This window comes from Xanthomonas sp. MLO165 (assembly GCF_018831305.1).
GTDB lineage: Bacteria > Pseudomonadota > Gammaproteobacteria > Xanthomonadales > Xanthomonadaceae > Xanthomonas > Xanthomonas arboricola.
This window is the reverse complement of the sequence record NZ_CP029263.1, coordinates 461,747-484,500: the sequence shown is the minus strand read 5'-3', so window position 1 is coordinate 484,500 and position 22,754 is coordinate 461,747. Positions and strand designations below refer to the sequence as shown.

Annotated in this window: 12 protein-coding genes and 1 tRNA gene; 5 read left to right on the top strand and 8 right to left on the bottom strand. The window is 67.6% G+C overall.

What is annotated here, in order from left to right; translation table 11 throughout:
• Window positions 1-8: 8 nt before the first annotated feature.
• The 5 genes from treY to glgA are packed head-to-tail and all read right to left on the bottom strand — an operon-like array spanning window position 9 to window position 10,126.
• Window positions 9-2,612, bottom strand: a complete 2,604-nt coding sequence (treY, locus tag DGN21_RS02090) for a malto-oligosyltrehalose synthase (RefSeq protein WP_215825102.1) — start codon at window positions 2,610-2,612, stop codon at window positions 9-11.
• Window positions 2,609-4,558, bottom strand: coding sequence for a 4-alpha-glucanotransferase (gene malQ / locus DGN21_RS02085; RefSeq protein ID WP_160955105.1), 1,950 nt, complete (start codon window positions 4,556-4,558; stop codon window positions 2,609-2,611). The genes treY and malQ overlap by 4 nt, the downstream gene beginning before the upstream one ends.
• Window positions 4,555-6,312, bottom strand: a complete 1,758-nt coding sequence (gene treZ, locus DGN21_RS02080; protein ID WP_215825101.1) for a malto-oligosyltrehalose trehalohydrolase — start codon at window positions 6,310-6,312, stop codon at window positions 4,555-4,557. Before treZ ends, malQ begins: the two co-directional genes overlap by 4 nt.
• Before the next feature lie 2 nt (window positions 6,313-6,314).
• The gene (locus tag DGN21_RS02075) at window positions 6,315-8,546 is read right to left on the bottom strand and encodes a 1,4-alpha-glucan branching enzyme (protein WP_215825100.1); all 2,232 of its coding nucleotides are present in this window, start codon (window positions 8,544-8,546) and stop codon (window positions 6,315-6,317) included.
• On the bottom strand, window positions 8,543-10,126 hold the full coding sequence (glgA, locus tag DGN21_RS02070; protein WP_047127915.1) for a glycogen synthase GlgA: 1,584 nt from the start codon (window positions 10,124-10,126) through the stop codon (window positions 8,543-8,545). Before glgA ends, DGN21_RS02075 begins: the two co-directional genes overlap by 4 nt.
• A gap of 486 nt (window positions 10,127-10,612) precedes the next feature.
• Between glgA and DGN21_RS02065 the strand changes: the two genes are divergently transcribed.
• Complete coding sequence (locus DGN21_RS02065; protein WP_024938243.1) at window positions 10,613-12,232, top strand: GGDEF domain-containing protein; 1,620 nt, start codon at window positions 10,613-10,615, stop codon at window positions 12,230-12,232.
• A gap of 154 nt (window positions 12,233-12,386) precedes the next feature.
• On the opposite strand, the gene DGN21_RS02060 is transcribed toward DGN21_RS02065, so the two are convergent.
• On the bottom strand, window positions 12,387-13,328 hold the full coding sequence (locus tag DGN21_RS02060) for a DUF808 domain-containing protein (protein WP_053046019.1): 942 nt from the start codon (window positions 13,326-13,328) through the stop codon (window positions 12,387-12,389).
• 238 nt (window positions 13,329-13,566) lie between these two features.
• Here DGN21_RS02060 and DGN21_RS02055 point away from each other — a divergent pair, with 238 nt between their 5' ends.
• Both DGN21_RS02055 and DGN21_RS02050 read left to right on the top strand, forming a co-directional pair.
• Window positions 13,567-15,291, top strand: coding sequence for an AarF/UbiB family protein (locus tag DGN21_RS02055; protein WP_024938244.1), 1,725 nt, complete (start codon window positions 13,567-13,569; stop codon window positions 15,289-15,291).
• A gap of 472 nt (window positions 15,292-15,763) precedes the next feature.
• Window positions 15,764-17,872, top strand: coding sequence for a phosphoglycerol transferase I (locus DGN21_RS02050; protein WP_160955109.1), 2,109 nt, complete (start codon window positions 15,764-15,766; stop codon window positions 17,870-17,872).
• 300 nt (window positions 17,873-18,172) lie between these two features.
• Here the strand turns inward: DGN21_RS02050 and DGN21_RS02045 are convergent, their stop codons facing one another.
• Complete coding sequence (locus DGN21_RS02045; RefSeq protein ID WP_160955114.1) at window positions 18,173-20,596, bottom strand: DUF3772 domain-containing protein; 2,424 nt, start codon at window positions 20,594-20,596, stop codon at window positions 18,173-18,175.
• Between the two features lie 350 nt (window positions 20,597-20,946).
• On the opposite strand from DGN21_RS02045, the gene DGN21_RS02040 reads away from it, so the two are divergent.
• Complete coding sequence (locus DGN21_RS02040; protein WP_024938247.1) at window positions 20,947-21,288, top strand: HPF/RaiA family ribosome-associated protein; 342 nt, start codon at window positions 20,947-20,949, stop codon at window positions 21,286-21,288.
• A gap of 163 nt (window positions 21,289-21,451) precedes the next feature.
• Here the strand turns inward: DGN21_RS02040 and DGN21_RS02035 are convergent.
• Window positions 21,452-21,528 (bottom strand) — tRNA-Arg (locus DGN21_RS02035).
• Window positions 21,529-21,756: 228 nt separating this feature from the next.
• Between DGN21_RS02035 and ubiA the strand changes: the two genes are divergently transcribed.
• Window positions 21,757-22,662 (top strand): 4-hydroxybenzoate octaprenyltransferase, encoded by a 906-nt coding sequence (gene ubiA / locus DGN21_RS02030; protein ID WP_102255503.1) that lies wholly within the window; start codon window positions 21,757-21,759, stop codon window positions 22,660-22,662.
• Window positions 22,663-22,754 lie beyond the last annotated feature (92 nt).

The following is a 22,754-nucleotide window of genomic DNA, read 5'->3' as shown; positions in this document are numbered from 1 at the left end:
ACGTTCTCTTAGGGGGTCAACAACACTGCCACTGGCGCACGTGCAAACAGCGTGGATATCGCCACGCGGCCGCCTTGCGGCTGCAGTGTGCTGCCATCGAGCACATTACGATACGTGGCGGGCGGCAATGCCAACGACGCCTGACCCCAGTTGGCCGGCGGCACCAGCAGCGGCAGGTCGCCATCGCCCTGGTTGCCGGCACCCAGCCGCGTCACTGCCACCACCAGCGACTGGCCGCGGTACTGGCGGCGGAACGCCAGCACCTGCGCATCGCCGCTGACCGCCACGGTCAAGGGCTGATAATCGCCCTTCGCAAACAGCGACGGATGATCGGCACGCAGCTGCAACAGCAGTGCGGTGAGACGTGCCTTGACCGCGCCATCGCGCCAGCTGCGCAGCAGCGTGTTCCAGTCGCGCGCCTGCGCCAGCCACTGCTGGCGCTGCGCGTAGTCGACCGGGCGGCGGTTGTCCGGGTCCACCAGCGACAGATCCCAGCCTTCGGTGCCCTGGTACAGGTCGGGCACGCCCGGCACGGTCAGACGCAACGTGGTCTGCACCAGCGCGTTGCGCGCACCGGCGGCGGCGATGTGGTTGCTGGCGCGCAGCAGCGCCCGCCGCAGCGGCAACCCGGCGCGGCTGCACAGCACCTGCTCCACGGTGGCCTGCACGGCCTGCTCGTAGGCCGGCGAGCCATCGGTCCAGCTGGTGTGCAGCTTGGCTTCGCGCACCGCCTTGAGCAGCCACTGCGCAATGCGCTCGGCGTACTCGGCCAGCGGTTCGGTCTGGTCAGCGCCCAGGCCGATCGGCCAGGCGGCCACCAGGGTCTGCCAGAGCATCTGCTGGTCGCCACCGGCCAAGGCCGGCGAGTCCAGCGTCTCGGTCAAGGCATCGAACTGGCTGCTCTGCTCGATCCACCAGCGCGGTTGCTCGGACAGCACCGCCAGCCGCATGCGCAGATCTTCGCCGCGCTTGTGGTCGTGCGTGGCGGTGGCCAGCAACGCGCGCGGGACGTGCTTGGCGCGTTCGAGATTCTGCGCGTGGAACTCGGCCGCGTCGTTGGCGAAGTGGGTCGGATGGCTGCCGACCTCGTTGCGCGACAGCAGCACGCCATGCCGGTAGAACGCGGTGTCTTCCACCGACTTGGCATTGAGCGGTGCGGACAACTGCTCCACGCGACGACGCAGGATGCGCCGCAAGGCGACCTGCGCGCGGTCGGCGCCGGCATCGTCGAGCAGCCAGCGCTCGATCGCGTCGACAGCCGCAACGATCGACTCCGGCATGCCCTCGCGCGCACGCGCGGCAGTGGCGCGCAGGCGCTCGGCTTCGCTGCCGGTCACGCCCTTGGCACCGGCGTAGGTGCGGTACACCGGAAACCAGCGTAGCAACACGCACAGGCCGCGCGCCAGCATCTGCGGGCTGAACTCGCGCGTGGGCGGGTCCAGTCGCGCCAGTGCCGACAACGCACCGACGGCGCGATTGAATTCGGTCTGCAGCGGGCCGCGCAGGATCTCGTCGCGTGCGCTGCGCTCTTCCTGTGCGAAATCGCCACTGCGTCCGCTCACCTTTTGCCAGGCACGCGCCAATGGCTTGAAGCCGGCCGGGTCATGCAGCACGCCGCCGACCTGGTCCATGAAGTCGTAGCCGGTGGTGCCATCGCAGGGCCAGTCGGCCGGCAAGGCTTCGCCGGGCGCCAGGATCTTTTCCAGATACAACCCCAGCGTGCCGGGCTTGAGGCCACGCGTGCGGCCGGCCGCATCCAGCCGGCTGCGCAGCTTGCGCACATAGCCGGTGGGGTCGGTGAGCCCGTCCACATGGTCGATGCGCAAGCCATCCAGGTGACCTTCGGCCACCAGCCGCAGCGGCAGCGCATGCACCGCGTCGAACACCGCCGGCAGCTCCACGCGCAATGCCACCAACGAGGTGATATCGAAGAAACGACGGTAGTTGAGCATGTCGTTGCCCACGCGCCACCAGTTCAGGCGGTACGGCTGGCGCTCGATCAGCTTGTGCAGACGGCCATCGCCACGCTTGGCGCCGTCGTTGTAGTCGCGCAGCCATTGCGCGCGGGCGGTCTTTTCCGGCACCTCCAGCGTCTGCGGACGGATCGGGTAACGCTGGTCGTAATGCGCCAGTGCCGCGCTGCCGTCGTCCTCCACCACCAGCGTGATCAGGCCTTCGGCCAGTGCGGTGGCATACGGGCGGTCCAGCACCGCCAGCCACAACTTGCCGTCGCGCCCGGGGGCGCGCCAATCGATGTCGAACCAGTCGGCATGCTTGGCGCTGCGGCCATTGCGCAGCACATCCCACCACCATGCGTTGTCCGCATGCGTGGCCATGTGGTTGGGCACGATGTCGGCGATCAGGCCCATGCCGTGCTCGCGCGCGGCCTGCGACAGGGCGATCAGCGCGTCTTCGCCGCCGAGTTCGGGATTGACCACGGTCGGGTCGATATTGTCATAGCCGTGCGTCGAGCCCGGCACCGCAGTGCCGATCGGCGACAGGTACAGATGGCTGATGCCGAGGCCGGCGTAATACGGCACCTGCGCGAGCGCATCGTGCAGGGTGAAGCCGACATGCAGCTGCAGGCGGGCGGTGGCGCGAAGTTCGATCATGGATGCGGTTCCGAAACAGCCGCGACGCGACGCGCCTCGGCAAAGCCCTGCAGCGCCGTACTCAGGCGCGCATGCGGCAAGGGATCGGGCAGGCGTCGACGCCAGTTGGGATGGACCTCGACGGTGCCCGGCAGATTGGGTTGTTCTTCCAGCGCCAGCGCGTCTTCCACCGGCAGCAAGGCCAGGGGCGAGACGCTGGTGGCGGTGAAGCGCAGCGCGCCCAGCAGCGGGTCGTCCGCCGCGGTCAGGCCGGCGTGTTCGACCGCCGCATCCAGGCGTGCCAGATCCTTGCTGCGCGCGGTGGCGTCATCGCTGGCCTGCGCGGGCTGGATCAGTTCCAGCTTGCGTCGCCAGTCGATATCGCGGCCTTCGCGCCAGCCGGTCAGGGTGGGCAGATCGTGCGTGGTGGTGGTGGCCACCGCATCCGGCCGCCACAGCGCCGGCGAGACGAAGGCGCCATCGTCGTCGCGGGTGAACATCAGCACATCGATGCCCATCACCCCGCGCCGGGACAGTTCCTCGCGGATGCCCGGCGGCACCACGCCGAGGTCTTCGCCGATCACGATCGCCCGGTGCCGCCACGATTCCAGCGCGAGCAGGTTGAGCAGATCGTGCAGCGGATAGGCCAGATACGCGCCTTCGTTGGAGCTGGCACCTTCCGGCACCACCCACAGCCGCAACAACCCCAGGATATGGTCGATGCGGATGCCGCCGCGGTCGCGCAGCACTGCGCGCAGCAGCGCGATATACGGCGCATAGCCGCTACGCCGCAATGCGGTGGGCGAATACGCACCGATGCCCCAGTGCTGGCCGTCGGCATTGAAGGCGTCCGGCGGCGCGCCCAGCACCAGGCCGCGCAGCACGGTGTCGGCGGCTGCCGCGGCTTCGGCGCCATTGGGATCGAAGCCCACGGCCAGATCGGCGATCAAACCGATCTTCATGCCGCGCTCGTGCGCCTCGCGTTGCGCATCGGACCAGCTGCGCGCCGCCAGCCATTGCGTGAACACGTGCAGCTGCGGATCGCCGTCGCCGAAATCCTGCGCGGCAAACCGTGCAAAGCCCTCCAGCGCCTCGCCCCCCTCGCTGCGGAAGGCAGCCAGATCGGGGTGATCGGCGGGCACGCGGGTGTAGAGATGGCGCAGCAGCTGCCACTTGGCCTGCGCCGAGGCCGGCCAGTCGATCAGGGCGCTGTGGTGCAGCGTATCGAAGCGCTCGCGCAGGCCGGGCACCTCGTTGATCGCCTCCAGTGCGAGCTCGCCCAATACGCGCACCGGTGCGGCATGCAGGGGATCGAGAAAACGCCGGTCGCTGGGCGAATACGGGCTGTAGCCGCCGGTGACCGGGCGCGCGGCATGCACCGGGCTCAGGGCCAGGGCATCGGCACCGGCCAGTGCGGCATGCCGCACCCATTCCACCGTGCCGGATGCGTCGCCGATGCCGGCGTCGTCGATGCTGCGTGCCGAATACACCTGCAGCGCCATGCCCCAGGCACGCGGTGCCGGCAGGCCACAGGCATCGGCCACGCTGAAGCAGCGTTGCGGGGCGACCGCAACCTGCTGGGTCAGGCTGCCGATCTGCAGCGTCCAGTAGCCGAAACGCTGCGGCGCACGCACCTGCCCCTGCGCATCGGCATGCGCCGGCTCGCTGGCGCCGCTGTCGTCCAGCCAGCGGCCGCTGGCATTGGCGGAAACCGACACCGGCAGCAACCCGGCCACCTGCACGGTCAGCAGCGGCGCCGGCTCGGTGGCTTGCGCCTTGCAGCGACGCAGGCTGTCTTCGCGCTGCGCAGCGGTGCCGGCAGGCAGTTCCAGCGCGGTGAGCACCGCATGCAGCGATTGGTCGGACACCTGCCGTGGCTGGTCGCTGGCATCCACCCAGTCCACCATCACCCCGGCCGCGCCGGCCAGCGCATGCAGATCGCTCCTGCTCAGATCGCGGGTACTCATGCGCGCGCCTCGTGCCAGGCGATGAAGCCATCGACCGGCAACTGCTGCGCATCGGCAGCGACGTTTTCGACATGCGCCACGCGGCCACGCAACGGCGGCATCGGCACCGCCGAGGCGCCGACGTTGAAGGCGATATGCCACAGCCCGTCGGGCAACTCCCAGCTGGCGGTCACTGCACCGTCGGCCAGCACGCTGGCGCCCACCGCGCGCGCCTGTGCAAGCCCCGGCACCAGCCACTGGCGACGCACGCCCAGCAGCGCCTTGAACCAGGCTGTCCACTGCACGCCTTCGCCCTGCGCGGCGTCTTCGATCGGCGAGCGCGAGGCGGCGAAGGTGTCGTGGCTGTTCGGATCGGGAATGGTGGCGCGCTGCGCTTCGTCGGCGAATGCGGCGAAGTGGGCGAATTCGCGACGGCGCCCTTCGCGCACTGCATCGTCCAGCGGCGGGCCGAAGTCGGTGAAGAACAGGAACGGCTGCGTGGCGCCCCACGGCTCGCCCATGAAGAACAGCGGAATCATCGGCGTCAGCGTGGTCAGCGCCAGCGCAGCACGCAGGCGTTGCGGCGACACCAGCACGCTCAGCCGCTCGCCGCGCGCACGGTTGCCGATCTGGTCGTGGTTCTGCGCGAAGACCACGAACTTGTGCGGCGGCAGCGCCCCACTGGGCTCGCCGCGCACATGCCCGCGCGGGTCCGGCTCGCCCTGGTAGGCGAAACCTTCGCCGAGCACGCGCGCCAGGTGTTCGGTGGGCTTGTCGGCAAAGGCGGCGTAATAGCCTTCCTCTTCGCCGGTCAGCAGCACATGCAGGGCGTTGTGGAAATCGTCGTCCCACTGCGCGGTGTAGCCGCGTTGCAGCTGCGACGCCTGGTTGGCCTCGTTTTCCAGCACCAGATGCACATGGCGGCCGGCCGGCAGGCTGGCCTGCACGGTCTGCCGCAAGGTATCCAGGAAGGCGTTCGGGGTGATCGCATGCACCGCATCCAGGCGCAGGCCGTCGAAGCCGTATTCGTGCAGCCACATCAGCGCATTGTCGAGAAAGTAACGCTGCACCTGCGGCTTGCGGAAATCGATCGCCGCGCCCCACGGGGTGGGCTTGTCCTCGTTGAAGAACGGGGCGGCATAGCTGTGCAGGTAATTGCCGTCCGGGCCGAAGTGGTTATAGACCACGTCCAGCAACACCATCAGGCCGTGTCCGTGCGCGGCGTCGATCAGCGCCTTCAATTGGTCCGGCGTGCCATAGGCGTCTACCGGTGCATACGGCAGCACGCCGTCGTAGCCCCAGTTGTGCGCGCCCGGAAATGCGCTCAGCGGCATCAGCTCGATCGCGGTGATGCCCATCGCCGCCAGCTGCGGCAGTTGCGCCTGCACCCCGGCATAGCCGCCACAGGTGCCGACATGCAGTTCGTAGATCACCGCCTCGTCCCACGGCCGTCCCTGCCACTGGGTGTTCTGCCAGGCGTAGCCATCGCTGCGCTGCACGGCGCTGGGGCCGTGCACGCCCTCGGGCTGCCAGCGCGAGGCCGGATCCGGCACCGGTTCGCCGCCATCGACGCTGTAGCGATAGCGCGCATCCGCCGCGCAGGCGATCACCGCGCTGAAGAAACCATCCTGCGCGGCCTGCAACGCGATGCGCGCGCCGTCGTCGAAGACCACTTCCACGCTGTTGGCGTCCGGTGCCCAGAGCGCGAAGCGCACCTGTCCCTCACCCGCTGGCCATGCACCCCATGCCGGCGTGGTGTCGTTGCGCTCGTTCATTCTTATTTCTCCGCTTGCAGATAGATCGTGGCCAGCGGCGGTAGGGTCAGGCGCAGGCGTTGTGCGTGCCCGTGCATGCCCATCGGCTCGGTCGCCAGGCGACCGCTGTTGCCGAGGTTGCTGCCACCGTAATGGGCACTGTCGGTATTGAGGATTTCGCGCCAGCCGCCGGCACGCGGCACGCCAACGCGATAGTCGTGGTGCGGTTGCGGGGTGAGGTTGCTCACCGCCAGCAAGGGTGCGCCGCCATCGGGATCGTGGCGGATGAATGCCAGTACGCTGTTGCGCGCATCGTCGGCCACGCTCCAGTCGAAGCCGTCGGCACGATGCGTGCCGCGGTACAGCGCCGGCACCCGTCGCAATGCGGCGTTGAGATCGCCGACCAGTTGCTGCACGCCGCGATGCGCGGCGCCGTCGAGCAGATGCCAGTCCAGCGATTGATCGTGATTCCAGTCGTTCCACTGGCCGAACTCGGCGCCCATGAACAGCAGCTTGTCGCCCGGATGCGCCCACATCAACGCCAGGTAGGCGCGCAGATTGGCAAAGCGCCGCCAGTCGTCGCCGGGCATCTGCCCGAGCAGGCCACCGCTGCCGTGCACCACTTCGTCGTGCGAGAGCGGCAGCACAAAACGCTCGGAGAACGCGTACACCAGGCCGAAGGTGAGCTGGCTATGGTGCTGCGCGCGCTCGGCCGGATCGCGCTGCATGTAGCCCAGCGTGTCGTGCATCCAGCCCATGTTCCATTTGTGGGTGAAGCCCAGGCCGCCCTCGCTGATCGGCGCGGTCACGCCCGGCCAGGCGGTGGACTCTTCGGCGATGCTCAGCACGCCGGGAAAGCGCGTGGCGATCTCGCTGTTGAGCTGGCGCAGGAAGGCGACCGCTTCCAGATTCTCGCGGCCGCCATGCGCGTTGGGCACCCACTCGCCTTCGGCACGGCCATAGTCGCGATACAGCATCGAGGCCACCGCATCCACGCGCAGGCCGTCGAGGTGGTAGTGGTCGATCCACTCCAGCGCGCTGCCCAGCAGGTAGGCGGTCACTTCGGGCCGGCCGTAGTTGTAGATCAGCGTGTTCCAGTCGCGATGCATGCCTTCGCGCGGGTCGGCATGCTCGTACACCGCGGCGCCGTCGAACTGCGCCAGGCCGTGTGCATCATCGGGAAAGTGTGCGCTGACCCAGTCCAGGATCACGCCGATGCCGGCGCGATGACAGGCATCGACGAACTGGGCAAAGCCATCCGGGCTGCCGTGGCGCGCGGTCGGTGCGTACAGCCCCAAAGGTTGATAGCCCCAGGAGCCGCCAAACGGATGTTCGGTGATCGGCAGCAACTCGATATGGGTGAAACCGAGCTGCTGCACATAGGGGATCAGCTGTGCGGCCAGCCCTGGCCAGTCCAGCGGCTGGTTGTGCCCATCGCGCCGCCAGGACGCGGCATGCACTTCATAGATCGACAGTGGCGCCGGCGCGGCATTGGCATCGCGCGCGGCCATCCAGGCGGCATCGGTCCAGGCAAACGCAGCCGCGCCCGGCACCACCGAGGCGGTGGCCGGCGGCAATTCGCTCTGGCGCGCCACCGGGTCTGCCTTGAGCAATACGCGGCCATCGGCAGCGGTGATGGCGTACTTGTAGCGCGTGCCGGCTTCCACGCGCGGCAGGAACAGCTCCCAGAACCCGCCGATGCGCGGGCGCATCGGGTGCCGGCGCACGTCCCAGCCATTGAAATCGCCCACCACCGCCACGCGTTGCGCATGCGGCGCCCACACCGCAAAGCGCACCCCGGGCACGTCGTCGCAGTGCAGGTGCTGGGCACCCAGGGCACGGCGCAGCGCCTGGCCGTCGCCGGCAGCGATCTGCAGCAGGGTGGATTCGTCCAGCGTGGCGGCAAAGGCGTAGGGGTCTTCGATCTCCTGCACCACGTCCGGCCAGACGATGCGCAGCCGATACGGGCCTTCGACCGCCAGCGTGCCCTCGAACACGCCATCGACCGGGCCGGACTGCATGCGCGCCAGCAACTTGCCACGCGGGTCGATCAGGCCCATCGCCTCGGCACCGGGCGCCAGCACGCGCACCAGCCGGCGGCCATCAACCTGGGAATGCGGGCCCAATACCGCGAATGCATCGGCAGGCAGGCCATCGGCCAGCGCCTGCACGCTCTGCACCAGATCCGACATCCCATCCATGGTCACCGCCGTCGCTTCCGTCTCCTGCCCCTGCACGCCCAGCCGTTCGCTCATGACACCGTCGCAAGCGCGGGGGCGGTTGCGGCGGTGCGTTCGTACAGCGAGAGGTATTTCTTGCCCGCCACATCCCAACCACTGGGACGCAGCATCGCCGCGCGGCGCATCGCCGACAGCAGGCTGGGCAGGCGGAAGGTGCGGAATGCGCGCTCCAGGCAGCGGCGCAACGCTTCCACGCTGGCGTGCTGGAACAAAAAGCCGGTGACGCCGTCATCCACCGTGTCGATCAGACCACCGGTGGCGTGCGCGATCGGCAGGCACCCAAAGCGTTGTGCATACATCTGGCTCAAGCCGCACGGCTCGAAGCGCGATGGCATCAGCAGGAAGTCGGCACCGGCGAACATGCGCCGCGCCAAGCCCTCTTCAAAGCCGATGAAGGCACCGACCTGGCCCGGATAGCGCCGGGTCAGCTCGGCGACCTGTTGCTCGATCTCCGGCTCGCCACCGCCGATCACCGCGATCTGGCCGCCGGCCGCCACGATCTGCGGGGCGACCTCGCAGATCAGGTCCAGGCCCTTCTGATGTACCAGCCGCGACACCACCGCAAACAGCGGGCCGGTGCTCTCGCGCAGCCCGAAGGCCTTGCGCACCTGCGCGGCGTTGGCCTGGCGGCCCTGCCACTGATTGACGCTGAAGTGCGTGTCCAGATATTCGTCGGTACGCGGGTCCCAGCTGGCGTCGATGCCGTTGACGATGCCGGTCAGCGCGCCCTTGGCGGCGCGGCCGGCCAGCAGGCGGTCCAGGCCACAGCCCTGCGCCGGACCGGTGATCTGCTGGGCATAGCTGACACTGACCGTGTTGACGTGGTCGGCATGCACGATGCCGCCGCGCAGGAACGACATCTGCCCGTAGAACTCCAGCTCGGCCACACGCTCGGCCGGGATGCCCAGCGCGGCGGCCATCGAATACGGCACCAGGCCCTGGTAGGCCAGGTTATGGATGGTCAACAGGCACGGCGTGGTGCCGCCGGACCAGCGCACATAGGCGGCAGCCAGTGCGCACGGCCAGTCGTTGAGGTGCAGCAGCCGCGGCTTCCAGCCCAGTCCGGCATGGCCGGCGGCGATCTGCGCAGCGGCATGCGACAAGGTGGCAAAGCGGATCGCGTTGTCTTCGAATTCCGAGCCGCTGGTGCTCACATAGGGCGAGCCGTCGCGTTCGAACAATTCCTTGGACAGCAGGATGTAGATCGGCAGCCCGTCCGATTGCACGATACGGCCGATGTCGCAGGCCGGCAGTGCGGCATGCGCCAGCACCCGGCCGACGATCTCCACCTTGCCCGCGCGTGCCAGCACCGCGCGATAGCCGGGGATCAGCACACGGACGTCGTAGCGATGGCGCAGCGCGCGTGGCAGCGCAGCGGCCACATCGCCCAGACCGCCCGCCTTGATGAAGTCCGCCATCTCCGACACCACGAACAAGGCGCCGCGGGTATCGGCCGGCGACACCGGCAGGCGCTCGTGATGGCGAATGAAGCGGCCACGCGCATCACGCGGTCGCCCGCTCTTCTTCAGAGTCGGGAGCATCGTGCTGCGCTCTAAGCGTGCGGTAGTAGCGTGAAGCGGCATCATGGCAACCATCTAAACGTCCGTCGTAAAGTGGGTGGAGACGGAAAAACAGCGAAGCGACAACCATCATCTGCCGATTCAGCCAGACGACCTGCTACGAATGAGGAGCGGGGCCAACGCGCGTACTCCACGTTGTCCTTGGGACGAATCTACACCCCAGGCAAATAAAATATGCGTGAATACGTGCTGACTTTTCTGCGACATCTACATTCCCTTGCGCATGGTTGCGTAGCTCTAAAGGCATAAGCGGCGCATTGCAGTGCGATGACATCCCTGCCGTGGTGCGCGGTTGTTGAAACGCACCGAAAGCGGGCAACGACGGCGGCGCCCGCCATCACCCGCATGACTTGTTCAGCCGCGCACGCGGGACCGCTGTCGTGCACTGCCTGGCATCGGGGCTGCCTGCCGGAACTGCGCAGACCTGCCCAGACCGCTTAAGCGCGACGCCCGCGCGCCGATAACCCGCAATGGCACCACGACTTTCCGAGACCCCGGCGCATGGCAGACCAGCCTGAACTCCCAAGCCGCCCACGTGGCGGGCTGCGCCGCCTGTTGCCCTGGGGCGGCGCGGACAGCGCGCGCCCGGCCGCCGCCCTGCCCAGCGTGATCGGCGGCGGGCACGGCCTGGCCGCGCATCAGCTGGTGCCGGCCAAGAACAAGTCCGGCGCGCACGACCCGGCGGCCGCCACCGCCCTGTTGATGCGCCTGTTCTCGCATGCCGCGCATCCGGAGGCCTTGCTGCTGGCCTTCGCCGAAGGCATCACCAGCCTGCATGGCGAACTCGGCGACATGGGCGTGCGCCTGAGCGCAGCCTATGCGGCCGGCGACTGGCCCGGCTACGGCCGCACCCTGCGGCAACTGATCGACAAGTACATCCGCACCATCGATACCGGCGACTCGCTGGCCGAAGGACGCACCGAAGCCGAACAACTGCGCGACCTGCTGCGGCACGCGCTGGGCAATGCCCTGGCCACGCTGCTGCAACGCAGCCCGGAACTGGCCGAGGAAGCGCAGACCCTGGCATCGGCACTGCGCCACTGGCGCCCCGGCCATGAGCTGATCACGCTGGAACAGCGCCTGCGCGAACTCAGTCATCAGATCGGCCTGCGTGCCGAAGATGCCAGCGAGCAGCAGAACCTGCTGCTCGGCCTGTTCGACCTGCTGTTGGAGAACGTCGGCGAACTGCTCGACGATCGCAGCTGGCTGCAGGGCCAGATCTCGGTGGTGCGGCAGTTGATCTCCGGGCCGCTGGATGTCAGCTCGATCGAACAGGCACGCGGCACCTTGCGTGAGGTCATCTACAAGCAGGGCCTGCTCAAGCAAGGCATTGCCGACTCCAAGACCGCGATGCGCGAGATGATGGTGTCCTTCGTCGACCGGCTCGACGGCATGGCCACCAGCACCGGCGAGTACCACGATCGCGTTGCCGGCTATTCGCAGGCGATCGGCGACGCTCGCAGCATTCCCGACCTCAACCGGCTGTTGCAGGACGTGCTGCAGGACACCGCCGGCGTGCAGGCGCAGGCGCTGGCCGCGCGCGACGAGCTGCTGGCCGCACGCCGCCAGGTCGAGGACGCCGAGCAGCGCATCGCCTCGCTCGAACAGGAACTCAAGGACGTGGCCGGGCTGGTGCGCGAAGACCAACTGACCGGCGCGCTGAACCGCCGTGGCTTCGAGGAACTGTTCCAGCGTGAGGCCGCACGCACCCAGCGCGGCGGGCAACCCTTGTGCGTGGCGATGCTGGATCTGGACGATTTCCGCCGCCTCAACGAGACCCACGGCCACGCCGGTGGCGACGCCGCGCTGCGCCACACCGTGGACGTGGCCAAGTCGGTGCTGCGCACCACCGACGCCATCGCCCGCTTCGGCGGCGAGGAGTTCGTGCTGCTGTTGCCGGACTCCACCATCTTCGAAGCCAGCGCGGCGGTGATCCGCCTGCAGCGCGCACTGGCCCAGCGCTCGTTGCTGCACGAGGACGTGCGCGTGTTCGTCAGCTTCAGCGGCGGCGTGGCACTACGCCATCTCGACGAGGCCCAGGACGATGTGATCCGCCGTGCCGACCGCGCCATGTACGACGCCAAGGCAGCCGGCAAGAATCGGGTGATCAGCGCCGACTAGCCGCGAACGCGGCCTGCCGCATCGACCGGTCGGACCGGATCACCGACGCACGACGCAGAGGCGCCGCCGGTCTTTCGGTTGCCGCCGGGCCCCACTACGACCAACCGCTTCCGTGCGGCGACCAGGGGCTCCCCTGGCCCGCCGCGGGACGGCGTCAGTGCGCCGCCGGCTTCCCGCGCAGCTTCTGGAACAGCATCACCGCGCCCAGCACGATCGCACCGGCAATCACGCCGACCAGCATGTTGCCCAGTGCATCGACCAACCAGCCCATGCCGCCGGCCGACTTGGCCAGGTCCTGAACCAGGTGATGCAGTGCCGGGATGTTGTGCACCAGGATGCCGCCGCCGACCAGGAACATCGCCAGCGTGCCGGCCACCGACAGGAACTTCATCAGCCACGGCGCAGCCACCAGGATGCCGCGGCCCAGCGCCGCCAACGCCGCGCCCTTCTTGCTCAGGTATAGGCCCAGGTCGTCCAGCTTGACGATGGCCGCGACCAGACCGTACACGCCGATGGTCATCGCCAGCGCGATCGCCACCAGCACCGCGACCTGCTGGCCGAACGACACCCCCGCCACCACGCCCAGCGACAGCACGATGATCTCCGCCGACAGGATGAAGTCGGTGCGGATCGCGCCCTTGACCTTGTCCTTTTCCAGCGCCACCACGTCCACGTTCTGGTCGGCCAGCGCGCGGGTGCGCTCGGCATGCCGCTGCGCTTCCTCGTCCTGGTTGTGCAGGAACTTGTGCGCCAGCTTCTCCACGCCCTCGAAGCACAGGTAGGCACCGCCGATCATCATCAGCGGCATCACCAGAGGAACGTTGTAGCCGCGCCCGCGCAGCCAGGCCTCCAGGGCGCTGATCGCCAGTGCCGCCGGCACCAGGATCACCTTGTTCATCAGCGAGCCCTTGGCCACCGCCCACACCACCGGCAACTCGCGGTCGGCGGTGACGCCGGTGACCTGCTGCGCATTGAGCGCCAGGTCGTCGCCCAGGACGCCGGCGGTCTTCTTGGCCGCGACCTTGGTCAGGATGGAAACGTCGTCCAGCAGCGTGGCGATGTCGTCGAGCAGGGTGAACAGGCTGGCACCGGCCATGCGGGGGTCCTTCGTGAGTGGCGGTGGATTCTCGCCGATCCTGCGCCCGTATGGGGTGATGGCAGGCGGTTGCACGCCGTTGCCGACCATTGGTGCGCGATCCCGACGCCCGCCGACCGCACGATTCGGCCATTCCCGTCGGCCGCGCCGCACACGACCGCGCCGTAGCCGCTTGTCTGGATTCACCGCCCGACGACCCGCCGCTAGCCACACTCGCGCTCTTGCACGACCGCCGGAGATGGCCTTGAGTCCGAACGACCCGTACCGCACACCGGCCCAGGCCGCGATCCCCGCCGACACCGGCGTGGTGGGCGGCATGAGCCGTCGCACGCAGATCCTGCGCCTGTTGCTGCGGTATCGCGGGTCGGGCGTGTTTGCCGGCATGAACCTGGATCCGGCTGCGATCAACGAGTACGAAGTGCCCGCCGAAGGCACGCCCGACCAGTTCGTCTCCGACCTGGAAGCGCTCGGTCCCACCTTCGTCAAGCTCGGCCAGATGCTGTCCACGCGGCCGGACATCGTGCCGCCGGAGTTCGCCACGGCGCTGGAGCGCATGCAGGAGAACACCAGTTCGGTGCCGGTGGAGCGCATCCGCCAGATCATCGAAGAAGAACTCGGCGTGTCGGTCAACAAGGCGTTCTCGTTTTTCGATCCGGTGCCGCTGGGCTGCGCCTCGCTGGCGCAGGTGCACCGCGCCGCCCTGCGCGACGGCACCCCGGTGGCAGTCAAGGTGCAAAAGCCCGAAGTCGCCGCCCAGGTACGCTCGGATCTGGACGTGCTCAAGAGTTTTGCCACCGCCGCCGACCGCCTGACCGGCATCGGCCGGCGCGTACGCTTTGCCGACTGGCTGGGCGAATTCGGCAAGACCCTGCGCGCCGAGCTCAATTACGAGGACGAGGCCGAGACGCTGGTGCGCTTCGGCAAGCATCTCAAGCCGTTTCCGCTGTTGTGGATTCCGCAACCCGTGTGGGACCTGAGCAGCCGCAAGGTGCTGACCATGCAGCTGGCCGAAGGCGTGCGCGTGGACAAGATCTCCGGCCTGCGCCGCACCGAGCAGCCAATGGACAAGCTGGCCGCAGAACTGGTCAAGGGTTACCTGGATCAGATGTTCGTGCATGGCGAGATCCATGCCGACCCGCATCCGGGCAACCTGCGCGTGCTGCAGGACGGGCGCCTGGCGATCTTCGACCTGGGCATGGTCGCGCACGTGCCACCGCGCCTGCGCGAGCGCTTGCTCAAGCTGCTGTTCGCCGCCGTCGACGGCCGTGGCGAAGAGGTCGCCGAAGAGACCATCGCGCTGAGCACGCGCCTGGAGGATTACGACGAAGACCGCTACCAGCGCGAAACCGGGCAGATGATCGCCCGCTACGCCGCGCACGACACCACCTCCGAGGGCCGTGTGGTACTGGATCTGGTGCGCATCGCCACCGCCAACGGCTTGCGCACGCCGCCGGAGCTGAGCCTGCTCGGCAAGACCTTGTTGAACCTGGAAGGCGTGTGCCGCACGCTGTCGCCGCACCTGGACACTCGGCGCATCGTCGAGCGCCACCTGCAGCATGTGATGCGCGCGCGCCTGAAAAAATCCCTGTCGGCGGCCAATCTGGCCAGCGAGGCGATGGAACTGCAGCATCTGGTGCGCGAAGGACCGCGCCGCATGTCCGAGATCCTGTCGTTGGCGGCGGAAAACCGCCTGCAGATGCGCGTCACCGGGCTGGAAGAATCGCATCTGATGGAAAGCCTGCAGAAGATCGCCAACCGCGTGGCGGCCGGCATCGTGACTGCGGCGCTGATCATGGCCTCGGCGCAGATGATGCGTATCGAAACCGGCTTGAAGCTGTGGGGCTATCCGGCGATCGCGATGGTGCTGTTCCTGCTCGGCGTCGTGCTGGGCCTGGGCATCGTACTCAGCGCGCTGCTGTTCGACCGCCGCGTGCGTGCACGCGAAGAACGCGGGCACCGATAGCGCCACACCCCCGCGTAGGAGCACACCCGGGCGCGACATCGCGTTACCCGGTGTCGCCTGCCAAGACCGCCGCGTCCACGCGAAGAACGCGGGCATCGATAGCGCCACACACATGCGTAGGAGCGCACCCGGGCGCGACGCGGCTTAACCGGCGTCGCATGCAAAGACCGCCGCGTCCAGCGATCAAAGTGGATCGGGCGATGTGGCGTTATCGAGACGTCGCCGATGTGCAAGAGCCGCGCAGATGCGGAGTGCAGAAACCGTGGCTCCCTTAGCGAGCGCCACCGCGACCAGCTAATCCTCACCGCGCACCCTGTGCCGCGCTACGTCAAGCACGCAACTCCAACAAACATTTCAGTCAGCTTCAGCGCGGCATAGTCCGTCATCCGGGTGTCACATTGGGTGTGGCGCAGGACATGGCGAGCAAGGCGTCCGGTACGCGCTCGCATCATTCCCCCACGGACGCTGCCGCATGCATTGGATGTTGTTGTTTTCGCTGTTGCTCCTGCTTTGGCTCTTGGTCGCCTCGCCGCGTCTGGCGTGGCTGAAGGCCGGATTGTTGTCATTGCTGCTGCTGTTGCTCAGTGCCTGGGGCCTGGTGGATCGGCTCAGCGGCGACGGCATCAATGCTGCCACGCTGTATCACCTGCGCGCGGACATGGACGGTGCCGGCGTCAGCGATTTCTCCGGCTATATCGCCGTGTTTATCGGCATGGTGCTGCTGTCGCTCAGCCCGTTGGTGTTGCTCAGGGTGCGGCGTTTCCGTCGCCCGCGTGGAGGCAATGCGGTATTCGGCGGCTTCGTGGTGATGTTGTTGGTGAGCATCGCGGTCAGCCCCTTGTACCGCGACGGCAAGCGCCTGTACTACCAGCTGCGCCCGGTGGATTACGCCACCGTGGTACCGGAATACCTGGTGCCGCAGCAGCCCTTGCAAAAGCGCAAGAACATCGTGTGGATCTACGGCGAGAGCCTGGAACGCACTTACTTCGACGAAGACGTGTTTCCCGGCCTGATGCCAAACCTGCGCGCGCTGGCCAGCGAGGCGGTGGACGTGCGCAACCTCACCTCCACCGAAGGCAGCGGCTGGACCATCGCCGGCATGGTCGCCTCGATGTGCGGCGTGCCGCTGACCACCGCGCCCGGCGATGAAAACAGCATGGGCCGCATGGGCCTGTTCCTGCCCGAAGCGCGCTGCCTGGGCGACTATCTCAAGGATCAGGGCTACCGCAATCACTATGTCGGCGGCGCCGATGCCAGCTTTGCCGGCAAGGGCAGTTTCCTGTCCAGCCATGGCTTCGATGTGGTGCACGACGTCCGCTACTTCCGCGACAAAGGCGTGGCGCCGAACCACTTTTCCGCCTGGGGCGTGCATGACGACGTGCTGCTGGACGATGCCTGGGACAGCTTCCAGACGCTGTCGCGCGCCGGCCAGCCGTTCATGCTCACCACGCTGACCATGGACACCCACCACCCTGCCGGCCATCTGCCGCTGGCGTGCAAGGGCCAGCACTACGACAGCGCGTTGGGCGACATCGGGCTGCTGCATGCGCTCAAGTGCAGCGACCGGCTGATCGGCGAGCTGGTCGCACGCATTCGCAACAGCCGCTACGGCAAGAACACCATCATCGTGATCGCCTCCGACCACCTGGCGATGCCCAACGATCTCAGCGATGTCCTGGCCAAGCAGAAGCGCGAAAACCTGCTGCTGTTCCTGGGCAAGGACATCGCCCCGCAGCAAGTGGTCACACGCGCCGGCAGCACGCTGGATTCAGGGGCGACGCTGCTGCAGTTGCTGGAGCCGGGCATGCGCACGCTGGGCTTCGGCCGCTCGCTGCTGGCCAACGATGCGCCCCCCAGCGCCAGCGTTGCGGCCAGCCGCGACAGCGGCAAGGACTACCCGCGCTATCTCGCTTACGCACGCACGCTGTGGACCGGGCGCAGCACCCGCATGCTGCGCATCAACGGCAATGGCGATGTGGTGGTGGGCGTGCAGCAGGTGCGCCCGCCGGTGCTGCTGGAATACGACGACGACACCAACCTCAAAACCGTCTATCTGGAAAACACCTCGCGCCAGTTCGACCGCACCCACACCGAGGGCACGCTGGCCTATGTGGATCGCTGCACGGCGTTCGAGGACGGCTCGGCCGATGGCGACTGGTGCGCGCTGGTGGTCGACCGCCACCAGAGCATGAAGCTGTACCGCGACCCGGACCTGACCCGCGGCATCGCCGTGGATGCGCCGCTGGAGGCCAGCCAGCAAGGCCCGCGCCCACGCGTGCGCCAGCCAATCATGCTCACGCAGGCCGCGCGCAAGACCGAAGCCGGTCGTTACATGCTGGAGCTGTACGCCAAGCGCCGGCCGACGCGTGCATTCTGGGTGGAGGCAGTCTCGTCGGAGCGCAAGGTGGTGCTGGCCCAGCAATGGGTGGTGCCCGATGCGGCCGGTCGCATCCGCATGCCGGTAGGCCTGGAACATGCGGTGGACGATCTGGAAATCCGCGCCTGGCTGGACTACACCGAAGACGTCAGCGTGGACGACCTGGCCCTGGTGAAGCAGACCCAGGTCGCGGATCGCTCCTGAGTCTGGCTGTCGCCCTGTATGAAGCAACGGCGAAGTCAAAGCTCAAGAGCCAACGTCGAAGCATGCGATCTGTGGCCTGGCTGCGGGCCCTTGCCCGCCCACCCTCGCAGGACACGCCGCAAGTACGTCCCTGTAGGCTCTTACGCGGCATCCATGCCGCGTAAGGTCCCGCGACGGTGAGCGGGCAAGGACCTGTCGGGATGGTCGGTGTGTGTGGTGCAGGCAAAGCAAGACGTACGTTGTTCGATCACTGTGGGTGCGACCAGCATCCTTTACCGCGCACTGCATCCACGTGTCGACTCAATCTTCCGATGCAGGCGTGCCATCGGCCGGATCGCGCGCCACCGCGGCACCTGCACGGCTGAAGCGAATTTCCTGCGGCGATTGCAGCGCAATCCCCGCCGTTTCCATCCGCTGCAACAACGCGAAGAACAGCTCGCTGCGCACCCCGTACGAATCGCGCGGGCTGCGCACATAGGCGAACGAATTGAAGTTGACGTGCCCGCCGGCCAGCGAATCGATGAATACCGAGGGAGCCGGATCGGCCAGCACCTTGGTGTGCTCGGCAAACAGCTCCAGCAGCATGTTGCGCACCTTTGCCACGTCGGTTTCCAACGGCACCGAGAACTGCAGTTGCACCCGCCCCATCGGGTTGGACAGGGTCATGTTGCGCACGCTCTTGGTGATCAATTCCGAGTTGGGCACGATCAGGGTGGAGCGGTCGCCGACCTGGATCTCGGTCGCACGCACGCTGATCTTGCGTACGTCGCCCTCCTGGTCGCCGATACGCACCCAATCGCCGATCTTCACCGGCCGCTCGGCCAGCAGGATCAGGCCCGACACGAAGTTCTGCGTGATCGCCTGCAGACCGAAACCGATACCCACCGACAGCGCGCTCAACACCAGCGCAAGCCGCTTCAGATCCAGGCCCAATGCAGTCAGGCCCCACACCACTACGATCAGCCAGCCCAGATAGCGCGCCACCGTACTGATCGAATTGCGCGCACCGTCATCGAGCTCGGTCTTGGGCAGATAGGTGTTGAGCAACCACTGCTGCACCACGTGCACCAGCCCCATGCCGAGCAGGAACACGCATAGCGCCCTGAACACATCGCCCGGGGTGATCACCAGTTCCTTGCCGATGGTGATGCCGTGCGCGATGTTCTCCGCCCAGTCGGTGACCACGCTGATGTTGGCGCCATACGGCGTCAGCAGTACCGCGATGCCCAGCAGCACCAGTAGCACACGGGTTGCCGCCGATATCAGCAGCCCGAGCTGCACCAGGCGTCCGCTGCCGATGCTGAGCGCGTGCGACAAGGCCCGGCTGAATCGGCCGTCGGGCTTGAACAGCCAGGTCATCAGGTCGTCGGCAAAGACCACCAGCAGGCCGAGCAGGCTGCACACCAGGGTGATCCAGATGATCTGCCGCTCCACGAACAACGCCAGATTGAGATAGCCGAACAAGGCCGCGATCAGCGCAAAGATCACCGCCAGATGGCCCAGCAGGCGGATCAGCACGATGAAGCCGCCACCGCGCGAGACCACCGGCGGCGGCGCATCGCTGTCCGGATCGGCCACCCCGGCATTTGCCGCATGCGCGCGCAAGGACAGGCTCAGCCCGGCCAACGCCGACAGGATCAACCCCGCGTACAGCAACGCGGCCAGCGCATCGGTGGCGGTGGTCAGTGCGGGGCTGCTGCCGGCCACCTCGTTGATCTTCATCGCCATGCCGCTGAACCAGATCACCGCCGCGGTGGCCAGGCAATGCACGCGCAGGCGGTCGACAGTGGCATCGTCCAACGGGAACAGGCGCCAGCTTGGCTGGTGTTTCATCAACAGGCTGGCACTGAGCGAACCGACGAAGGCAGCCACCACACTGATGGCGACGAATCCGGTCAGCAACTGGTCCAGATCGTCCGGCAGCTCGCCGAGCGCGCGGATGCCCTCGACCAGCACGAATGCCGCAATCCCCAGAGTCAGCGTGCCGACCAGCAGAAACCACAGTGCCAGCCCCGAGCGCCGCAGGCGTCCGCCGGGCGCACGTGAGGCCGCGTAGCGACGCCCCAGGTGGCGCAGGAAGATGCGCAGCGGAAGCGCCAGCAGCAACGCGATGACGGCAGCGGTCATCAGCCCGCCCACGCCGCTGGCGGCGATGCCGGCCTGCACCATCTGCACCGTCTTGTCGGACAAGGCCTGCAGGCGGGCACGATCGTCGGGCCATTGCTGCGCGATCTGTTTCCACAAGGTCGGCGACAGCGGCGAGGCGACCCGCGTGGAGAGCTTCACGCTGAAGCGTTGCACGCGCTCGCGTTCGAGCCGGTCGGCCAGGTCCTTGGCATTGGAGACCAGCAGCGTGGCCCGGATGAACTCGGCATTGAGCTGATCGCGCTCCTTGGTCAGCGCCTTGCGCTGTTTTACCAGGTCGGCCGGTTCGTTCGGCGCGGCGACACCGAGCCCCTCCAGTCGCCCGTTGAGCTCCTTGAGCGGTTGCTCCAGCGTGCGCACCAGATCCTGCGCCTGCCGCTGCGCGCCGGCGACATCGTCGGTGAGCTTGCCGAGCTGCTCGGTATCGGCCTTCTCCATGCCCGCGTCGGCCTGGGTCAGCACCTTCTGCATGTTGTCGAGCTGAGTCTGTGCGGTCTCCAGCAGCGTGTCGTCGTCCTGCGCCACGGCGGCGCCCACGCACACCATCCACAACGCGACCAGCAGCAGCACACGCTGCAACACGCCGCGACGGGCACCCAGGGCAACTCGGAATTCGGACACAGGCAGAGATCGGACAGGCGCAACCAGCGCGGTGCCGGCATCTTAATCCACTGCTTCCAGCCAGGCGGATCGACGCTGCCGTGCGGGTTCAGCCTGGCAGAGCTCGCCAGCAGCGGCTGTTACTGCGCGATCGCAGGTTCTTTCGCGATGCGGTGACAGCGCTGCCCGTCGCAGTGGATGCACCGTCCGGTCATCCCAACCTGAGCATGAACGCGGTGCAGCTTGTCACCTCGCGGCAACGGTGCGCTGTCGCAGAATCGAGTCACCGCTACGGCAGACGCAGCGGATGACCGCGAAGGAGACACTCTATGCAGATTCAGATCCAGACCGACAAGCACGTGCCGCATGACCCCTCAGTCGTGCAGCATGTCGAGAAGACCTGCTCCGCCCAGCTGGCGCATTTTGCCAACGACATCACCCGCGTGGAAGTGCATTTGCGCGATGAAAACGGCCAGCGCGGCGGCGCAGCGGATCGAACCTGCAGCATCGAGGCGCACGTCGCCGGCCTGCCGCCGATCGCAGCCACCAATAGCGCCGAAACCACCGCCTCGGCCGTCACCGGCGCCGCACGCAAGCTGCGCACCGCTATCGAACACGCACGTGGCAAGCAGCACGCCAAGGCCACCACACCGCCGCCGGAAGCGCTCTGATCCGCGCCTGGGCAGGGTGGCGCCAGGCGCCCCCTGCCAGCCGCTGCATCGTTGGCACCGCAGCGCAATGACGCATTGATACATCAGCCGGCACCAACTCCTGATCCAGAAACGCCATCGGCCCGCTGCAGTGTCACTGCAGCGGGCCGATGGCGTTTTGATCTGGTGCGCCCGGAGGGATTCGAACCCCCGACCAATGGCTTCGGAAGCCACTACTCTATCCGGCTGAGCTACGAGCGCCTGGCCGGGCATTATGCCAGAACCGCCGCCGCGCGCGTGACACCGGCGACAGGGAGTGCCGAATGGCCGGACACCGCTGCATTGCCGATGGAGCCCAGTCCGGAGCCAGCGCCGGCGAGTAGGCACCTGGCGCGAGCTCGCGCAGCCGTCCGGAAGGCTGGACGATGCTGGGCTCGATCGTCACCCAGCGCATGACCGCAGCCAAGTCGCGCTGCTACCCTTTGCAGCATGAGCAAGCATGGTGTTGAACAGCTGCCCACAGCGCCCGCGCTGACCTGGCCACAGCGACTGGGGCAGTACTGGACGTTGGTCCGCGGCGATCGTCCGATCGGCAGCCTGCTGTTGCTGTGGCCCACCTGGTGGGCGTTGTGGCTGGCCGCCGGTGGCCTGCCGCCGCTGTGGACACTGTTCGTGTTCACCGCCGGGGTCTGGCTGACCCGCTCGGCCGGCTGCGTGATCAACGACTATGCCGACCGCTGGCTGGACCCGCACGTGGAGCGCACCAAGTCGCGCCCGCTGGCCACCGGGGCGGTGTCCGGGCGCGAGGCGCTGTGGGTGTTCGTGGTGCTGATGCTGGTGGCATTCGCGCTGGTGCTCACGCTCAACTGGCTGACCGTGGCCCTGAGCGTGCCGGGCGTGTTCCTGGCCGCCAGCTATCCCTATCTCAAGCGCCACACCCACCTGCCCCAAGTCTATCTTGGCATGGCCTTCGGCTGGGGCATCCCGATGGCCTTCGCCGCGGTGCAGGGCAGCGTGCCTTTGCTGGGCTGGCTGCTGTATGCGGCCAACATCCTCTGGGCCACGGCCTACGACACCTGGTATGCAATGGTCGACCGCGAGGACGACATCCGCATGGGCAGCAAGTCCACCGCCATCCTGTTCGGCAGGTTCGACCTGATCGCGCAGGGCCTGCTGTATGCATCGATGTTTGCGGCATTGGCGCTGGTCGGCCTGCGCGCCGGTCTCGGTATCGCGTACTGGGCGGGGCTGGGCGTGGCCGCACTGCTGGTGGCCTACGAATTCCGCCTCGCCCGCCACCGCGAACGCGGCCCGTGCTTCCGCGCCTTCCTGCACAACAACTGGGTGGGCCTGGCGATCTTCGTCGGCATCGCCGCGGCGCTGGGATTGCGCTGACGCGCAGACAGGTCAATCGCCTCGGCTTAAGCCCCTCCCCCAGCAGGAGAGGGATTGGGGTGAGGGTAGGGGCGAAGCCCCATGCTGCAGCT

What these genes read in the sequence shown, in the direction of transcription:
- DGN21_RS02055 (WP_024938244.1), top strand. Translation starts at nt 13,567, where the DNA reads ATGGCCTTGAGTCCGAACGACCCGTACCGCACACCGGCCCAGGCCGCG.
- treY (WP_215825102.1), bottom strand. Translation starts at nt 2,612, where the DNA reads ATGATCGAACTTCGCGCCACCGCCCGCCTGCAGCTGCATGTCGGCTTC.
- treZ (WP_215825101.1), bottom strand. Translation starts at nt 6,312, where the DNA reads ATGAACGAGCGCAACGACACCACGCCGGCATGGGGTGCATGGCCAGCG.
- DGN21_RS02050 (WP_160955109.1), top strand. Translation starts at nt 15,764, where the DNA reads ATGCATTGGATGTTGTTGTTTTCGCTGTTGCTCCTGCTTTGGCTCTTG.
- DGN21_RS02060 (WP_053046019.1), bottom strand. Translation starts at nt 13,328, where the DNA reads ATGGCCGGTGCCAGCCTGTTCACCCTGCTCGACGACATCGCCACGCTG.
- DGN21_RS02040 (WP_024938247.1), top strand. Translation starts at nt 20,947, where the DNA reads ATGCAGATTCAGATCCAGACCGACAAGCACGTGCCGCATGACCCCTCA.
- DGN21_RS02075 (WP_215825100.1), bottom strand. Translation starts at nt 8,546, where the DNA reads ATGAGCGAACGGCTGGGCGTGCAGGGGCAGGAGACGGAAGCGACGGCG.
- glgA (WP_047127915.1), bottom strand. Translation starts at nt 10,126, where the DNA reads ATGGTTGCCATGATGCCGCTTCACGCTACTACCGCACGCTTAGAGCGC.
- malQ (WP_160955105.1), bottom strand. Translation starts at nt 4,558, where the DNA reads ATGAGTACCCGCGATCTGAGCAGGAGCGATCTGCATGCGCTGGCCGGC.
- DGN21_RS02065 (WP_024938243.1), top strand. Translation starts at nt 10,613, where the DNA reads ATGGCAGACCAGCCTGAACTCCCAAGCCGCCCACGTGGCGGGCTGCGC.
- ubiA (WP_102255503.1), top strand. Translation starts at nt 21,757, where the DNA reads ATGAGCAAGCATGGTGTTGAACAGCTGCCCACAGCGCCCGCGCTGACC.